The organism is Intrasporangium sp. (assembly GCF_040414665.1).
Lineage (GTDB): Bacteria > Actinomycetota > Actinomycetes > Actinomycetales > Dermatophilaceae > Intrasporangium.
In genome coordinates this window covers 1-14908 of sequence record NZ_JBEDUL010000174.1, presented here as the reverse complement: position 1 = coordinate 14908, position 14908 = coordinate 1, and the positions used below count along the sequence as shown (strand labels likewise).

13 protein-coding genes are annotated in these 14908 nt (G+C 69.8%); 10 read left to right on the top strand and 3 right to left on the bottom strand.

Annotation, left to right across the window (positions count from 1 at the left end; translation table 11 throughout):
- Positions 1-34 precede the first annotated feature (34 nt).
- Together ABF401_RS19445 and ABF401_RS19440 are read left to right on the top strand one after the other, a co-directional pair.
- The gene (locus ABF401_RS19445; RefSeq protein ID WP_353511238.1) at positions 35-580 is read left to right on the top strand and encodes a GbsR/MarR family transcriptional regulator; all 546 of its coding nucleotides are present in this window, start codon (positions 35-37) and stop codon (positions 578-580) included.
- 142 nt (positions 581-722) lie between these two features.
- Entirely contained in the window at positions 723-2315 is a 1593-nt protein-coding gene (locus ABF401_RS19440) for an acyl-CoA mutase large subunit family protein (protein WP_353511237.1), read from the top strand.
- A 72-nt stretch (positions 2316-2387) separates the two neighbouring features.
- Here the strand turns inward: ABF401_RS19440 and ABF401_RS19435 are convergent, their stop codons facing one another.
- Positions 2388-3269, bottom strand: coding sequence for a DUF559 domain-containing protein (locus ABF401_RS19435; protein ID WP_353511236.1), 882 nt, complete (start codon positions 3267-3269; stop codon positions 2388-2390).
- Positions 3270-3412: 143 nt separating this feature from the next.
- Entirely contained in the window at positions 3413-4840 is a 1428-nt protein-coding gene (locus ABF401_RS19430; protein ID WP_353511235.1) for a DHA2 family efflux MFS transporter permease subunit, read from the bottom strand.
- Between the two features lie 74 nt (positions 4841-4914).
- On the opposite strand from ABF401_RS19430, the gene ABF401_RS19425 reads away from it, so the two are divergent.
- A complete protein-coding gene (locus tag ABF401_RS19425; protein ID WP_353511234.1) occupies positions 4915-5514 on the top strand; it encodes a TetR/AcrR family transcriptional regulator in 600 nt (199 codons plus the stop codon).
- Here ABF401_RS19425 and ABF401_RS19420 read toward each other — a convergent pair.
- On the bottom strand, positions 5490-6152 hold the full coding sequence (locus ABF401_RS19420) for a (2Fe-2S)-binding protein (RefSeq protein WP_353511233.1): 663 nt from the start codon (positions 6150-6152) through the stop codon (positions 5490-5492). The two genes, ABF401_RS19425 and ABF401_RS19420, sit on opposite strands and share 25 nt — an antisense overlap.
- Positions 6153-6215: 63 nt before the next feature.
- Here ABF401_RS19420 and ABF401_RS19415 point away from each other — a divergent pair, with 63 nt between their 5' ends.
- The 7 genes from ABF401_RS19415 to ABF401_RS19385 all read left to right on the top strand — a co-directional run bounded on the left by ABF401_RS19415 (position 6216) and on the right by ABF401_RS19385 (position 14552).
- Positions 6216-7442 carry an amidohydrolase gene (locus ABF401_RS19415; RefSeq protein ID WP_353511352.1) on the top strand — a complete coding sequence of 409 codons (1227 nt, stop codon included), beginning with the start codon at positions 6216-6218 and terminating at the stop codon, positions 7440-7442.
- 122 nt (positions 7443-7564) lie between these two features.
- Positions 7565-8629: a BMP family lipoprotein gene (locus ABF401_RS19410; RefSeq protein ID WP_353511232.1), complete on the top strand. Its 1065-nt coding sequence runs from the start codon at positions 7565-7567 to the stop codon at positions 8627-8629.
- A 258-nt stretch (positions 8630-8887) separates the two neighbouring features.
- Complete coding sequence (locus ABF401_RS19405) at positions 8888-10405, top strand: ABC transporter ATP-binding protein (RefSeq protein ID WP_353511231.1); 1518 nt, start codon at positions 8888-8890, stop codon at positions 10403-10405.
- The gene (locus ABF401_RS19400) at positions 10405-11520 is read left to right on the top strand and encodes an ABC transporter permease (RefSeq protein ID WP_353511230.1); all 1116 of its coding nucleotides are present in this window, start codon (positions 10405-10407) and stop codon (positions 11518-11520) included. Before ABF401_RS19405 ends, ABF401_RS19400 begins: the two co-directional genes overlap by 1 nt.
- Positions 11517-12794: an ABC transporter permease gene (locus ABF401_RS19395; protein ID WP_353511229.1), complete on the top strand. Its 1278-nt coding sequence runs from the start codon at positions 11517-11519 to the stop codon at positions 12792-12794. Before ABF401_RS19400 ends, ABF401_RS19395 begins: the two co-directional genes overlap by 4 nt.
- On the top strand, positions 12791-13225 hold the full coding sequence (locus ABF401_RS19390) for a cytidine deaminase (RefSeq protein ID WP_353511228.1): 435 nt from the start codon (positions 12791-12793) through the stop codon (positions 13223-13225). Before ABF401_RS19395 ends, ABF401_RS19390 begins: the two co-directional genes overlap by 4 nt.
- A 37-nt stretch (positions 13226-13262) precedes the next feature.
- Positions 13263-14552, top strand: a complete 1290-nt coding sequence (locus ABF401_RS19385; protein ID WP_353511227.1) for a thymidine phosphorylase — start codon at positions 13263-13265, stop codon at positions 14550-14552.
- Positions 14553-14908: the final 356 nt, after the last annotated feature.

The following is a 14908-nucleotide window of genomic DNA, read 5'->3' as shown; positions in this document are numbered from 1 at the left end:
GTGAATGTCATGAACGCTGCGATATCGTCGGACCATGAGGTTGCTCGAGGACGGAACCGCCGACCGCAACGAGCCGGGCGCCGCGCCGGCCCGTGACGACCGGGCCGTCCGCGCCTACGTGGAGCGCCTGGGCGACGCCCTGACTGACGCGGGCATGCCCCGGCTCGCGTCTCGCGTCTTCGCCCAGCTGCTCGCCGACGACGACGGCCGAATGACGGCGGGGGAGCTGACCGAGGCTCTCGAGGTCAGCCCCGCCGCGATCTCGGGGGCGGTCCGCTACCTGACGCACACGATGCTCATCGGCAAGGAACGTGAGCGGGGCACGCGGAGGGACGTCTACGTGGTCCAGGACGACGGCTGGCACAACGCGATGCTGAGCCGCGACCGCATCCTCGGCCTGATGGAGGCGAGCATCCGTTCGGGCGTCGACGCGGTCGGCGGCGTGGACACCCGGGCCGGCCGCCGCCTCCAGCTCTCCGTCGAGTTCCTCGACTTCCTCGGGCAGCAACAGGAGGCCGTCATGCTCGGCTGGGAGGAGCGCAAGGCCGAGATCACGCGCGACTGGCCCACCGACGACTGACCCGGCCACTCCGACGACGCAGCCGACGTGCGGAGGCAAGCCCAGCGGCATACGACCAAGGGGTGAACGCACCACGTGAGATCGGCTACGTTCGCGCTCCGGCCCGGCGCCGGCGCCGGCCGACGCCACTACGCTCGGCGGCATGGCTGACAGCACTGGCGCGCGCTCCGAGTCCGACCTGCCGATCAAGCCCGTCTACGGCGCCGACGCGCTGGTCGGGTTCGACCCGGAGGCCAAACTAGGGCAGCCGGGCAGTTACCCGTTCACCCGGGGTGTCTACCCGACGATGTACACCGGCAAGCCGTGGACGATGCGTCAGTACGCCGGCTTCGGCACGGCGAAGGAGTCCAACGAGCGCTACCACCAGCTCGTCAAGGCGGGCACGGGGGGCCTGAGTGTGGCCTTCGACCTGCCGACCCAGATGGGCTACGACTCCGACGAGCCGATCGCGCACGGGGAGGTCGGCAAGGTCGGGGTCGCCATCGACTCGCTCGACGACATGCGCGTCCTGTTCGACGACCTGCCGCTCGACACGATCTCGACGTCGATGACGATCAACGCGCCCGGCTCGACGCTGCTGCTGCTCTACCAGCTCGTCGCGGAGGAGCAGGGCGTCCGCGGCGACCAGCTGACCGGCACGATCCAGAACGACGTGCTCAAGGAGTACATCGCTCGCGGCACCTACATCTACCCCCCGCGCGAGTCGCTCCGGCTCATCGCCGACGTCTTCGCGTACTGCCACAAGGAGCTGCCGCGCTGGAACACGATCTCCATCTCCGGCTACCACATGGCCGAGGCCGGCGCGACGCCCGTGCAGGAGATCGCCTTCACCCTGGCGAACGCGATGGAGTACGTCCGGGCCGCCCAGGCCGCGGGCCTGGACGTCGATGACTTCGCGCCGCGCCTGTCCTTCTTCTTCGTGGCGCGTACGACCCTGCTCGAGGAGGTCGCGAAGTTCCGCGCAGCCCGCCGCATCTGGGCCCGGATCATGAAGGAGCAGTTCGGCGCGACGAACCCGAAGTCGATGATGCTCCGCTTCCACACCCAGACCGCCGGTGTGCAGCTGACCGCGCAGCAGCCGGAGGTCAACCTCGTCCGCGTCGCGCTCCAGGGCCTCGGGGCCGTGCTCGGCGGCACGCAGTCGCTGCACACCAACTCGTTCGACGAGGCGATCGCGCTGCCGACCGAGAAGGCCGCTCGCCTCGCGCTGCGCACCCAGCAGGTCATCGCCTTCGAGACCGACGTGACCAAGACTGTCGACCCGTTCGCCGGCTCCTACGTCGTCGAGTCGATGACCGACGAGATCGAGGCGGCGGCGCTGGCGCTGATCCAGGCCGTCGAGGACAAGGGCGGCGCGGTCGCGGCGATCGAACAGGGCTTCCAGAAGTCCGAGATCGAGCGATCCGCCTACCGCGTCCAGCTCGAGATCGACGAGGGGGAGCGGACCGTCGTCGGGGTGAACAAGTACACGCTCGATGAGGAGGAGGCCTACGACCCGCTCCGCGTCGATCCGCAGATCGAGGTGGATCAGCGCGAGCGGCTCAAGGCCCTGCGGGCGGAGCGGGACGACGACGCGGTCAAGGCGGCCCTCGCCGAGCTGCAGGAGGCGGCCCGGGGCAGCGACAACGTCCTCTACCCCATGCGCGAAGCCCTCCGCCTGCGGGCCACCGGTGGCGAGGTGGCCCACGCCCTTCGCCAGGTGTGGGGCGTCTACCAGCCGCGCGAGACCTTCTAGGCCCAGCCCCGCCTCCGCTGGCGGGCCGACGGACTACCACGAAGCCGGGCCAACCCACCCGGTCGTGCGTGGTCACGCGGTTTGGGCGGAGCTGGTGGTAGTCGGTCGGCGCGCCTCGATCGTCGCCCGGACGGCGCCGATGACGTAGTCCGGCTCGAACATGACCTCGTCCCAGGTGAACCGGAGCACTGCCCAGCCGCGCGCCGCCAGGCCGGTGTAGCGGCGACAGTCCCGCTTGAGCGCCGCCCGGTCACCGTGGTACTCGAAGCTCTCGGCCTCGCCGACGATCCGGAACTGCTCGATCGCGATGTCGACCTTGGCATAAAAGCTCTTGTCCTTGATCTCGTGCTGGGTCACGACGTCGGCGCCGGCGGCGAGGCACTGGGCCCGCAGGACGGACTCGAACGGGTTGGCCGCGCCACGGTCGACGTGGCGCAGGACGGCGAGGACCTGCCTGCGCAACCTCGGCGGCAGGCGTGCAGCGCGCCGGGCCACCTCCAGCGGATCCAGCCCATTGCGCCACGATGAGTCGGCCACGGTCAGTGCCTCGTCGAACGGCAGGTCGAGACAGCAGTCGATGACGGTGCGGTGCGGGCTGGTCACCCAACCGTCCACGACGTCGGCGTCGTCCAGGGGGCGCCAGTGGCGCACGGCGGCGGTGGCACGGCCCCTCAGCTTGCGGCCCCGCGGAAAGGTCAGGTGCACTCGTTCCGGCTCGGTCTTGACCCCCCAACCCCAGTGCAAGGCCGCGGTCGTGTGTGAAGCCGTCGCGTGCAGCTCGACCGCGGTCAGCCGCGCGGCGGTGATGTTGGGCAGGACGTACCGGCCCTTGCCCGCGCGCGCCACCACGCCACCCGCGACGGCTCGCCGGATCTGCCGCTTGGACAGCGCCTTGCGCAACTCCGCCCAGGTGCACGAACCGCCGAGCTGGGCCACGAGCATCGCTGGGTCCATGCCCTGACTCTGGACGCGGTGCGCCCACCGCCGCTGAGGTTGTCCACAGGGCCCGACGGACTACCACGAGGTGCGTCCGCGCCTGGCGATCCAGCGTGGCTGGGCGCGGGGGCGGCGCTTCGTGGTAGTCCGCCGGCTCGCGGTCAGGCCCGCCGGCCGGGGAGGAACAGGGCGGCCACGGTCGCGATCCCGACGGCGATCGCGCCGGTGACCAGGGCCGGTCCGACAGCGCCTTCGTAGCCAGTGGGCGTCAGCTGCCCGCCCGCCCCGAGGAACACCGCGGTCAGGGTCGCGACGCCCAACGTCACCCCGAACTCCCGGATCGTCGCGTTCGCCGAGCTCGCGATGGCGAAGTCCTCGGAGGGCAGGTCCTGCAGCACGGCCGTCGACGCCGGCGCGAAGGTCAGCCCCATGCCCACCCCGGCGAGGACGAGCGGCACGACGAAGGCGCCGTAGTCGAGGCCGGCCTCGGTGACGACGGCGAACCAGACGAGGGACACGGTCTGCAGGGCGAGCCCGGTCAGCAGGAGGACGCGGACCCCGAGCCGAGGAGCCAGCAGCCCGGCGATGGGTGCGACAGCCATCGGCGCCGCGGTCCACGGCAGCGTGCGGATGCCGGCCTCGAGAGGGCTGTAGCCCTGGACGATCTGGAGGTACTGCGAGAGCAGGAAGACGGCGCCGAACATCCCCAGCGTGAAGAACAGGCCGATGACGTTGGCCGTCGAGAAGCTGCGAGACCGGAAGAGCCGCAGCGGCAGCACGGCGTCGGTGCGACGCGCGGCCCACGGCAGGTAGGCAATGAGGAGCAGGGCCGCGCCGATGAGCACGGTGAGTACACCGGGGGAGGTCCACCCGTCCTCGTTGCCGTGGACGATGCCCCACGTGGCGAGGAGGACGGCGCCGCCCAGCAGCCCCGTGCCGACGAGGTCGAGCCGGGTGAAGGCGCCGCGGGACTCCTTCACGGCCGCGAGGATCAGGGCGATGGCGACGACGGCGACTGGCACGTTGACCCAGAAGATTGCCTCCCAGCTGATCCCCTCGACGATGGCGCCGCCCACCACCGGACCGACGGCGACGCCGAGGCCGGAGACGCCGCCCCAGATGCCGATGGCCATCGGCCGCAGGCGCTCGGGCACCGAGCCGGCGAGCAGGGCGAGCGACAGCGGCATGATGGCGGCAGCGCCGAAGCCCTGGACAGCGCGCGCGACCACGAGGGCCTCGGACGTCGAGCTGAGGGCCGCGCCGATGGATGCGAGCGTGAAGACGACGATCCCCGCGAGCATCACCTTTCGCCGGCCGAGCCGGTCCCCGAGCGTCGCCGCGGGGAGCATGAACGCGGCGAAGGCCAGCGTGTACGCATTGAGGAACCAGGAGAGCTGGCCCACCGAGGCGCCCAGGTCGCGTTGGATGACCGGCAGGGCGGTCGTCATGACGAGGTTGTCCAGGGTCGCCATGAACATCGGCAGGGAGGTGGCCACGAGAACGAGCCAGAGCGGGACGGTCGCGCGCGTCCGTGGCCCGAGGCCGCGGGACTGCTCGACGGCGGAGGTGGCGCCGGTGAGGGTGCTCATGTCGAGACTCCTAGTATGCATTGGATGATTACTTGCCGGATCGACAGTAGGTAATCGACTGATAACATGTCAACATGCTTTCGCCAACCGCTGCCCCCACCGGCACTCGCATGTCCGCCGAGGCCCGCCGCGAGCTGATCCTCGCCGCTGCGACCCGAGCGTTCGCCGACCGGGGCTACGCGGCCACGACCACCGACACCGTGGCTCGGGAGGCAGGGGTGAGCCAGCCCTACGTCGTGCGGATGTTCGGCACCAAGCTCCGGCTCTTCGTCGAGGTCTTCGAGCACGCCGCCGAGCGGATCATCGAGGCGTTCGAGCGCGAGCTCGACTCGCAGCCCTTCGACCCCGACGAGCCGGACGACTGGACCCGCCTCGGTCACGCCTACAAGGAGCTCGTCGAGGACCGGGACTTCCTCCTCGTCATGATGCACGGCTTCACCTCGGCCGGTGTCGACGAGATCGGCGGGGCCGCTCGCCACTGCATGGGCCGGATCTTCGCCCTGCTCCGCCGCACCGGGGGGACCGACGAGCAGCTGCGCGCCTTTGTCGCGCACGGCATGCTCATCAACGTCATGGTCGCCATGCGCGCGCCCGAGCACGCGGGCGACGGTGGCCCGCTCGCCGAGCTGATGGCGTGCGCCATGCAGGACTATCGGCTGCCGGAGTCCGGCTGACCCAGGCGCGGACACGAGGCGCACGCCTGCATGCCGGGCAGCGCCACGATGAAGCAGCACGACGTCCGCCGTGCCGGTTCCACCGCCCGCCCGCCCGCACCGGCCGCGCCGCGCACCGCGGTGGCCCACACGTCAGCGACGACGCCCCACCGTTGTCGTGAGCTCATCTTGACCTCGGGCGCATAGTCCCGCACCACAGCCGTCACCAGCTGGCGGTATGCCGCTGAGCTCGCTTCCAGCGCAGCCTCCCTCGAGTGGTTGGCCGGCTTCACCACCACGTGACCGGGTCTGAGGACGATCCGCGACGGGTAGAGCCCGGACGCGAGCTCGAAACCCAGCCCTGTCGGGGCGGGGGCGATGACCACGGAAGCGAGCTCAGCGGCATACGCCAACGGGGTTGCGACGACCTCGCACCACCACTGGAGGACAAAGGCGGCGGCCACGTGCGGCCTGTGCTCGGAGCCCTGTCGGGCGGCGAGCGCCTGCCGCCACGGCGCGAGGGGATCCGCTCCGGCGGCGACGTGCGCGTTGACGTCGGCGACCCACGTGGTGCGGGCGGACGCGTCGGTGGAGACGGTGACGTGCGGGAGCGCGCGGTCGACGACGTGCACGAGCTCGTCGAGCGGATGCGAGGACACTGCTGCTCCTGTGATGCGGCCGGGGGCATCCCATCCTCTCGGTAGAATCTCGTACTCGTGACCATGCCCCCGCCGTTCGACGAGATCTCCCGTGTCGTGACAGAGCACGAGGAAGAGCTCATCGACTTCCGGAGGGACCTGCACCGCCATCCCGAGCTCGGCCGGGCCGAGGTGCGCACGACTCGACGGGTGGCCGAGCGCCTCGAGAGCGCCGGCATCGCGGTCCGTCGGCTCCACGGGACCGGGCTGGTCGTCGACCTCGGTGCTCCCGAGCCAGTGGTCCGGGTCGCCTTACGGGCCGACCTCGACGCGCTGCCGATTCGCGAGCAGACCGAGCTCGAGTTCGCCTCTCGCACGGATGGGGTCAGCCACGCCTGCGGCCACGACGTGCACACGACCGCACTGCTCGGGGCCGGCCTCGCGCTCGCGGCGGTGGAGGACCGCCTGCGGGACCACGGCGTCGGTGCCCGCCTCATCTTCCAGCCGGCCGAGGAACTCATGCCCGGTGGCGCCCAGGACGTGGTTGCCCAGGACGGCCTGGTGGGGGTCGACCGGATCTTCGCGCTGCACTGCGACCCAGCGCTCGATGTGGGGCACGTCGGCCTCCGGGTCGGTCCGATCACCGCGGCTGCGGACCAGGTCGATGTGACGCTGACCGGGCGTGGTGGACACACCTCGCGGCCGCATCTGACGCAGGACCTGACGTACGCCCTCGCCAAGGTGGTCACCGACGTGCCCGCCGCCCTGTCCCGCCGGCTGGACCCTCGAGCGGCGGCTGCGCTCGTGTGGGGCTCGATCCACAGTGGTGGTGCGCACAACGTCATTCCCGCGACCGGCAAGGCGGGCGGCACGCTCCGCATGCTCGACGCCGAGACGTGGGAGGGAGTCGAGAAGCTGCTCGACGAGGTGGTCCACGCCGTGGTCGCCCCGTACGCCGTGGCCGCCGACGTGACGATCACCAAGGGTGTGCCGCCCGTCGTCAACGACGCCTCGTGCATCGATGCGCTCACCGCGGCGGTCGTCGGTGCCGGCGCGACGGTCGCCTCGACGCCGCAGTCGCTGGGCGGCGAGGACTTCGCGTGGTACCTGACCCAGATTCCCGGCGCGATGGCCCGGCTCGGCACCCGCCGGCCGGGTGGGCTCATCTACGACCTGCACCGCGGGGACCTCGTCGTCGACGAGGGCGCGATCGTCGTCGGTGCGAGCACGCTGGCCGGCTGTGTGCTCGCCTCCGCCGCACACCACCTCCTGCCGCGGCCGACCGGGATGCGGACGCCTCGGACGCGATAGCGGATCGGTAACACTTGCGGCGAGTTTGGCCGAGTGCTCCAAATCGTGGCGCTGTCCGGGTCTACAGTGCGTGGCATCAGGGCCGATGTCGACATCGGCCGATGGAGTGAAGGAGTACCCCCTTGCGTCACGCATCCAAGATCGCTGCAGTGGTCGCCGCTGCCGCCCTCGGACTGGCCGCCTGCGGCAGTAGCACCCCGGAGGCCACCCCGGGGACGAACGGCGGCGGCACCGGAACGGCCGCCGGCACGCCGCTCAAGATCGGGCTCGCTTATGACGTGGGCGGGCGTGGCGACGGCTCGTTCAACGACGCCGCCGCGGCTGGACTCGACAAGGCCAAGGCCGAGTACGGAGTCGAGGGCAAGGAGGCAACGGCGGTCTCTGGTGAGCCGGAGTCCGCTCGTGAGGAGCGGCTCTCGCAGCTCATCGACGCCGGCTTCAACAACATCGTCGCCGTCGGCTTCGCCTATGCGAAGTCGGTCGGCAAGGTCGCCAAGGACAACCCGGACGTCAAGTTCGCGATCATCGACGACGCATCCCCTGACTCGGCTGGTCCGAACGTCGAGCAGATCACGTTCGCCGAGAACGAGGGCTCGTTCCTCGTCGGTGCCGCCGCTGCCCTCAAGACGAAGAGCAACACGATCGGCTTCGTCGGCGGCGTCGAGACGCCCCTCATCAAGAAGTTCGAGGCTGGTTACGTCGCCGGTGCGAAGACCGTCAAGCCGGACATCCAGATCAAGGTTCAGTACCTGACCCAGGTTCCCGACTTCTCCGGGTTCAACTCCGTCGACAAGGGCAAGGCGGCTGCCGACGGCATGTACCAGGCGGGTGCTGACATCGTCTACCACGCCGCAGGCGGCTCCGGCGGCGGTGTCTTCGAGGCTGCCAAGGCGGCCGGCAAGCGCGCGATCGGCGTCGACTCCGACCAGGCCAACCTCAAGCAGTACGCCGCGGTCAAGGACGTCATCATGACCTCGATGATCAAGAAGGTCGACGTCGCGGTGTTCGACTACATCACCTCGATCAAGGACGGCAAGTTCCAGGGCGGCAACAAGGTCTTCGACCTCAAGGCAGGAGGTGTCGACTACTCGACCACCGGTGGCCAGATCGATGACATCAAGGGCAAGCTCGACGAGTTCAAGCAGAAGATCATCTCCGGCGAGATCAAGGTCCCGACGACTCCCTGAGGCTCGAGACCCCAACCGGTCAGATGTGGACGGCCCGGACGACGCGCTCGCGTTGTCCGGGCCGTTTACCGCCGAGCCGCCTGTCGACTGTGTACGTTCGGCGTGGTGGTTCAATTTCTTTCGGTCGCCGCCCGCGCTGTCGGGCCCTGATGAGGAGCGTGCGTCATCGTCCCCAATGACACAACCGCCAGCGTCCCGTCGCACGGGGAATCGGAACCTGTCCCGGCGAGGGAGTCGGTCGCGGCGCGCGGGGGGCCGGTGGTCGAGCTGCACGGGATCACCAAGCGGTTCCCCGGTGTCGTCGCGAACAAGGACATCGAGCTGACGGTGCACCGCGGGACCGTGCACGCCATCGTCGGCGAGAACGGCGCGGGCAAGTCGACGCTGATGAAGATCCTCTACGGCGTCCAGCAGCCCGACGAGGGCACCATCTCCGTCGAGGGGACCGTGCGAGCGCTGAAGTCGCCAGCGGACGCGATCGACGCGGGAATCGGGATGGTCTTCCAGCACTTCCAGCTCGCGGACAACTTCACGGTCCTCGAGAACGTCGTCCTCGGGGCCGAGAAGCTCCACGGCATCGGCGACGAGGCCCGCGCCAAGGTCAAGGAGATCTCCGACGCCTACGGCCTGGACATCGACCCGGACATCCTGGTCGAGGACCTCGGCGTCGGCGCGCAGCAGCGGGTCGAGATCCTCAAGGTGCTCTATCGAGGCGCCCGCATCATCATCCTCGACGAGCCGACTGCCGTCCTCGTGCCGCAGGAGGTCGAGGAGCTGTTCGACAACCTCCGCGAGCTCAAGGCGGAGGGACTGACGGTCATCTTCATCTCACACAAGCTCGACGAGGTGCTCAGCGTCGCCGACGCGATCACCGTGATCCGGAGGGGAACGACGGTGGCCGAAGTCCTGCCCAAGGACGTCACCGCTCGCGACCTCGCCGAGCTCATGGTCGGCTCGGAGCTGCCGTCGCCGAGCACCGAGGAGTCGACGGTCACCGAGACCCCCTTGCTCGTGATCGAGGACACCTCACTCGACAACCCACTCGGCGGACGCCCCCTGCTCAGCGACATCGACCTCACCATTCACGCCGGCGAGGTCGTCGGCATTGCCGGCGTCGAGGGCAACGGCCAGGACGAGCTGGTCGAGGTGATCATGGGGATCCGCGAGCCCTCGTCCGGCCGCATCCTGCTCGGCGACGTCGACACCTCCACGTGGCAGACCCGGGAGCTCCGGGAGGCCGGGATCGGCTACATCCCGGCGGACCGACACCGCCACGGACTGCTGCTCGAGGCGCCCCTGTGGGAGAACGTCGTCCTCGGCCACCAGACCGAGGGGATCTACGCCTCGGGGCCGGGCGGCGCGCTGATCAACGCGAGCGCCGCACGGAAGGAGACCGCGGAGGTCGTCAAGCAGTACGACGTGCGCACCCCGTCGATTCAGGTGACCGCCGGCTCATTGTCCGGCGGCAACCAGCAGAAGCTCATCATCGGCCGGGAGATGCGTCGCGAGCCCAAGGTAATGGTGGCCGCACACCCGACCCGCGGCGTCGATGTCGGCGCCCAGGCGGCGATCTGGGACCAGCTCAAGCGGGCCAGACGCAACGGCCTCGCGGTTCTCCTCATCTCGGCCGACCTGGAGGAGCTGATCGGCCTGTCCGACACGATCCGGGTCATCCTGCGCGGACGCCTCTCCGGATCCTTCGATCCCGACACCGTGACGAGGGAAGAGCTCGGCGCGGCGATGACCGGGGCAACGCCGGCGGAGGGGGCAGCCTGATGAGCGCCAGATTCGACCTGCGCAGGATCCTGATGAGCCTTGCCGCGCCGGCGCTGGCCATCGTCGTGGCGGTGATCGTCACCTCGGTCATCCTCGCCGTGGCGGGAGACCCGGTGGGGGAGGTGTGGAGCACCATCCTCTCCGTTCCCCGCCCACGCGTCGTCGTCTCGATCATCAACGCGTCGATCGTCTACTACATCTCGGCCATTGCCGTGGCGATCGGCTTCCGGATGAACCTGTTCAACATCGGGGTCGACGGCCAGTACCGCGTGGCGGCCTTCGCCGCAGCCGTCGTCGCCGGGCAGGGCTGGCTGCCCGGCTTCTTCAACATCCTGCTCGGCCTCATCGTCGCCATGGTGGCGGGTGGGTTGTGGGCATCGATCGCGGGTCTGCTCAAGGTCTACCGAGGCGTGTCGGAAGTCATCTCGACCATCATGCTCAACTCGATCGCGACCATCGGCGTCGCTTTCCTCCTGCGCAAGGTCTCCCTGCAGGTCGAGGGCTCCAACGTCACGAGCACCAAGCCACTTCCGGACGACTCTCGCGTCCCCGGCATGGCCCTCATCCCCGGCGTCTCGCGCGAGGTCTACGGTCTGCTGTTCCTCGCGATCATCGTCGGGGTCCTCTACTGGTTCATCCTCGGCAAGACGCGGTTCGGCTTCGACCTCCGTGCCACCGGCCGGTCGGAGTCGGCCGCCGTGGCGAGCGGCGTCAAGGTCAGGCGGATGGTGCTGACCGCCATGGTGCTCTCGGGTGTCGTGGCCGGGCTCGTCGGCATGCCGTTGCTCTTCGGCCAGGACTACGCCTACGGCGACACGTTCCAGCCCGGTCTCGGTTTCGCCGGCATCGCCATCGCCCTGCTCGGTCGCAACCACCCCATCGGGATCATCTTCGCCGCGCTCCTCTGGGGCTTCCTCGAGCAGCAGTCGAATGGGCTGCAGATCACAGCCGGCGTCAGCGACCGACTCGTCCTGATCATCCAGGGCGTCATCGTCCTGTCCGTCGTCATCGCCTATGAGGTGATCCGGCGGGCCAACGTTCGCTTCGAGCAGCGCAAAGTCGCCCAGGCGCTGGCCGAGCAAGGATCCCTGTCGAAGGAAGGGGCGCCGGCATGAGCCAGCTGACGACGCAGACCCCGCCCGAATCACCGGCCAGCCGCGAGCCCCGCCTGGGATTGTCCAGGCTCGTCGGCTGGCGGCGCGTCCTGGTCCTCGCCGCCGCAGGCCTGGTGGTGGTCTCCCTGACCCGCGTCATCACCGGGGCGAACGACATGAGCTCCTCCGGGGCGCTCATCGCCGCCCTGGCTCTCGCCGCACCCATCGCCCTCGCCGGTCTCGGCGGCCTGTGGTCCGAGCGCGCGGGCGTGGTCAACATCGGCCTCGAGGGCATGATGATCATGGGCACCTGGGGCGCGGCCTTCTTCGCGGTGCACTACGGCGCGTGGGCCGGCGTGCTGGGCGCCATCATGATGGGCGTCATCGGCGGCGCCATCCACGCACTGGCAACGGTCATCTTCGGCGTCGACCACATCGTCTCCGGTGTCGCGCTCAACCTGCTCGGCGCCGGTGCGGCGGCCTACCTCGCGACGCGCACGTTCAGCGAGACCGGTGGGACCCAGTCGCCGAGCCTGCCGCCACTGCCGCAGCTGACCATCACCCCCGTCTCCGACGCTCTCGCGGACGTCGAGAAGGGCGGGGTCTTCATCCTCGCCGATGTCGCCAGCGTCCTCCGCGCGCTGGTGACGAACCTGTCCATCCTGACCGTCCTCGTGGTGCTCCTCCTCGTTGCGACCTGGTGGATCCTCTGGCGTACGTCGTTCGGACTGCGCCTCCGGTCCTGCGGTGAGTCGCCGGTGGCCGCGGAGACGCTCGGCGTCAACGTCATCAGGTACAAGTTCATCGCGGTCCTCGTCTCCGGAGGGCTGGCCGGTCTCGGTGGCGGCTTCCTCGCCATGGTCGCGTCCAACCTCTACCGCGAAGGCCAGACGGGTGGCCGCGGCTACATCGGTCTCGCCGCCATGATCTTCGGCAACTGGCGTCCCGGAGGCCTCGCGGCCGGCGCGGGCCTCTTCGGCTACGCGGACACGGTGAACCTGCGCGGCGGTGGCAACATCGTCCGTGCCTACCTGCTGCCCTTCGGCGTCTTCCTGCTCCTCTGGGGCGTGTGGTCGCTCTGGCGTCGCCGCAACGGACAGCGCGTTGTCGGGGTCGTCAGTGCGGTGATGGCGGTCGTCGTCCTCGTCTGGTTCATGGTCACCTCGACGTTCCCCCGGGAGCTGACCGGCATGACGCCGTACCTCGCGACGCTCATCGTGTTGGCGTTCGCATCGCAACGGTTGCGCATGCCCAAGGCAGACGGCCTCGTCTATCGCAAGGGGGAGGCCTCGTGACGGAGGCTGAGCCGGGAGCGAGCCCAGCGGCATACGACATCGACTGGGAGGCCCTCCGCCGCCGTGCGGTGGAGCTCATGGAGCGGGCGTACGCCCCCTACTCAGCCTTCCCGGTCGGCGTCGCTGGGCTCGTCGACGACGGGCGCGTCGTGGCCGGCTGCAACGTCGAGAACGCGTCCTACGGCGTGGGGCTCTGCGCCGAGTGCGGCATGGTGTCCGAGCTCCACGCGACCGGCGGCGGGCGCCTTGTCGCCGTCTACTGCGTGGGCGGGGACGGCCAGGCGTTGATGCCGTGCGGCCGCTGCCGCCAGCTGCTCTGGGAGAACGGTGGGCCGGAGTGTCTGCTCATGACACCGGAGGGGGTCCTGCCGATGACGCGGGTGCTCCCGCAGGCCTTCGGGCCATCGGACCTCGACACACGGCACGCCTAGACGGCCGTATGCCGCTGGGCTGGGACATGATGGCACCGTGACCGAAGCCTTCGACGCCGTTGACATCATCGCCGCCAAGCGCGACCGCAACCAGCTGACGGACGCGCAGATCGAATGGGTGATCGACGCCTACACCCGGGGCGTGGTGGCGGAGGAGCAGATGGCGGCGCTGGCCATGGCGATCTACCTCAATGGCATGAGCGCGGCGGAGATCGCCCGCTGGACGGACGCGATGATCCGCTCCGGTGAGCGGCTCGACTTCTCCGGACTGTCGAGGCCCACGAGCGACAAGCACTCGACCGGTGGCGTCGGCGACAAGATCACCCTGCCCCTCGCGCCGCTCGTCGCTGCGTGCGGTGTCGCGGTGCCGCAGCTCTCCGGCCGCGGGCTCGGTCACACCGGCGGCACCCTTGACAAGCTCGAGTCAATCCCGGGCTGGCGCGCCTCGCTGGGCAACGACGAGATGATGCGCCAGCTCGAGGACGTCGGCGCGGTGATCTGCGCGGCTGGCGCGGGGCTCGCTCCGGCCGACAAGAAGCTCTACGCCCTGCGGGACGTGACCGGCACCGTGTCCTGCCTGCCGCTCATCGCCTCGTCGATCATGAGCAAGAAGATCGCCGAGGGCACCGGATCGCTCGTCCTCGACGTCAAGGTCGGGTCGGGGGCCTTCATGAAGGAGCTCGGCCAGGCGCGCGAGCTGGCCGAGACCATGGTCCGGCTGGGCACGGACGCTGGGGTCAAGACCGTCGCGCTCCTGACGAACATGGCGACCCCGCTCGGGCTGACGGCCGGCAACGCCCTGGAGGTGCGGGAGTCGGTGGAGGTCCTCGAGGGCGGCGGGCCGCAGGACGTCGTCGAGCTGACGCTGGCCCTCGCCCGCGAGATGGTGGTGGCCGCGGGGAGGGAGGACGTCGACCCCGCCGACGCGCTCCAGGACGGACGGGCCATGGACGCGTGGCGCCGGATGATCCGGGCGCAGGGCGGCGATCCCGACGCGCCGCTGCCGACGGCCAAGGAGACCCACCAGGTCCTCGCGCCGGCCGACGGGGTCCTGGTCGAGCTCGATGCTCTCGCGGTCGGGGTGGCGGCCTGGCGGCTCGGTGCCGGCCGGGCACGCAAGGAGGATCCGGTGCAGGCCGCCGCAGGGGTCGAGCTGCACTACAAGCCGGGAGCTGTGGTCCGCGGCGGTGAGCCGCTGCTGACGCTGCACACCGACACCCCGGAGCGGTTCGAGCGGGCGCTGGAGGCCCTGACGGGCGGGTTCACGATCGCCCCCGAAGGGTCGCGGCCCGACCTGCCTCCGATCGTCATCGACCGCATCGCCTGATCGCCCTCCGCAGCCCCTCCAGGGGCGCGTTTGGGCAGGTCAGCCGGTGGATGGGGTCGGTCCGGGACGGGTCGGCGACCGGATTAGGAGATCGGCGGCAGGCCGTGTAATGTTCTCTCTGCCGCAAGGGAAACCAAGCGAGCGGGTCCGGCGCCTCCAAGAGGCGGTCACGGATTTGACTCCCAAGCAGACGAGCGGCAAACTTGAAGGGTTGCCCCGGAGGCTGGCTTGTTGGCTGGTTGATGGTGTGTGTCCGGTTCTTGAGAACTCAACAGCGTGTCAAAAATCGATGCCAATTACCTCGTTGTGGGGGTGTGGCTGGCTGCCTTTGTGGGTGGTTGGTTGTGTCCTCGCGC

Bases quoted from the DNA above. Each gene is read 5' to 3' on its own strand.
- ABF401_RS19445 (WP_353511238.1), top strand. From the start codon at position 35: ATGAGGTTGCTCGAGGACGGAACCGCCGACCGCAACGAGCCGGGCGCC.
- ABF401_RS19440 (WP_353511237.1), top strand. From the start codon at position 723: ATGGCTGACAGCACTGGCGCGCGCTCCGAGTCCGACCTGCCGATCAAG.
- ABF401_RS19435 (WP_353511236.1), bottom strand. From the start codon at position 3,269: ATGGACCCAGCGATGCTCGTGGCCCAGCTCGGCGGTTCGTGCACCTGG.
- ABF401_RS19430 (WP_353511235.1), bottom strand. From the start codon at position 4,840: ATGAGCACCCTCACCGGCGCCACCTCCGCCGTCGAGCAGTCCCGCGGC.
- ABF401_RS19425 (WP_353511234.1), top strand. From the start codon at position 4,915: ATGCTTTCGCCAACCGCTGCCCCCACCGGCACTCGCATGTCCGCCGAG.
- ABF401_RS19415 (WP_353511352.1), top strand. From the start codon at position 6,216: ATGCCCCCGCCGTTCGACGAGATCTCCCGTGTCGTGACAGAGCACGAG.
- ABF401_RS19400 (WP_353511230.1), top strand. From the start codon at position 10,405: ATGAGCGCCAGATTCGACCTGCGCAGGATCCTGATGAGCCTTGCCGCG.
- ABF401_RS19395 (WP_353511229.1), top strand. From the start codon at position 11,517: ATGAGCCAGCTGACGACGCAGACCCCGCCCGAATCACCGGCCAGCCGC.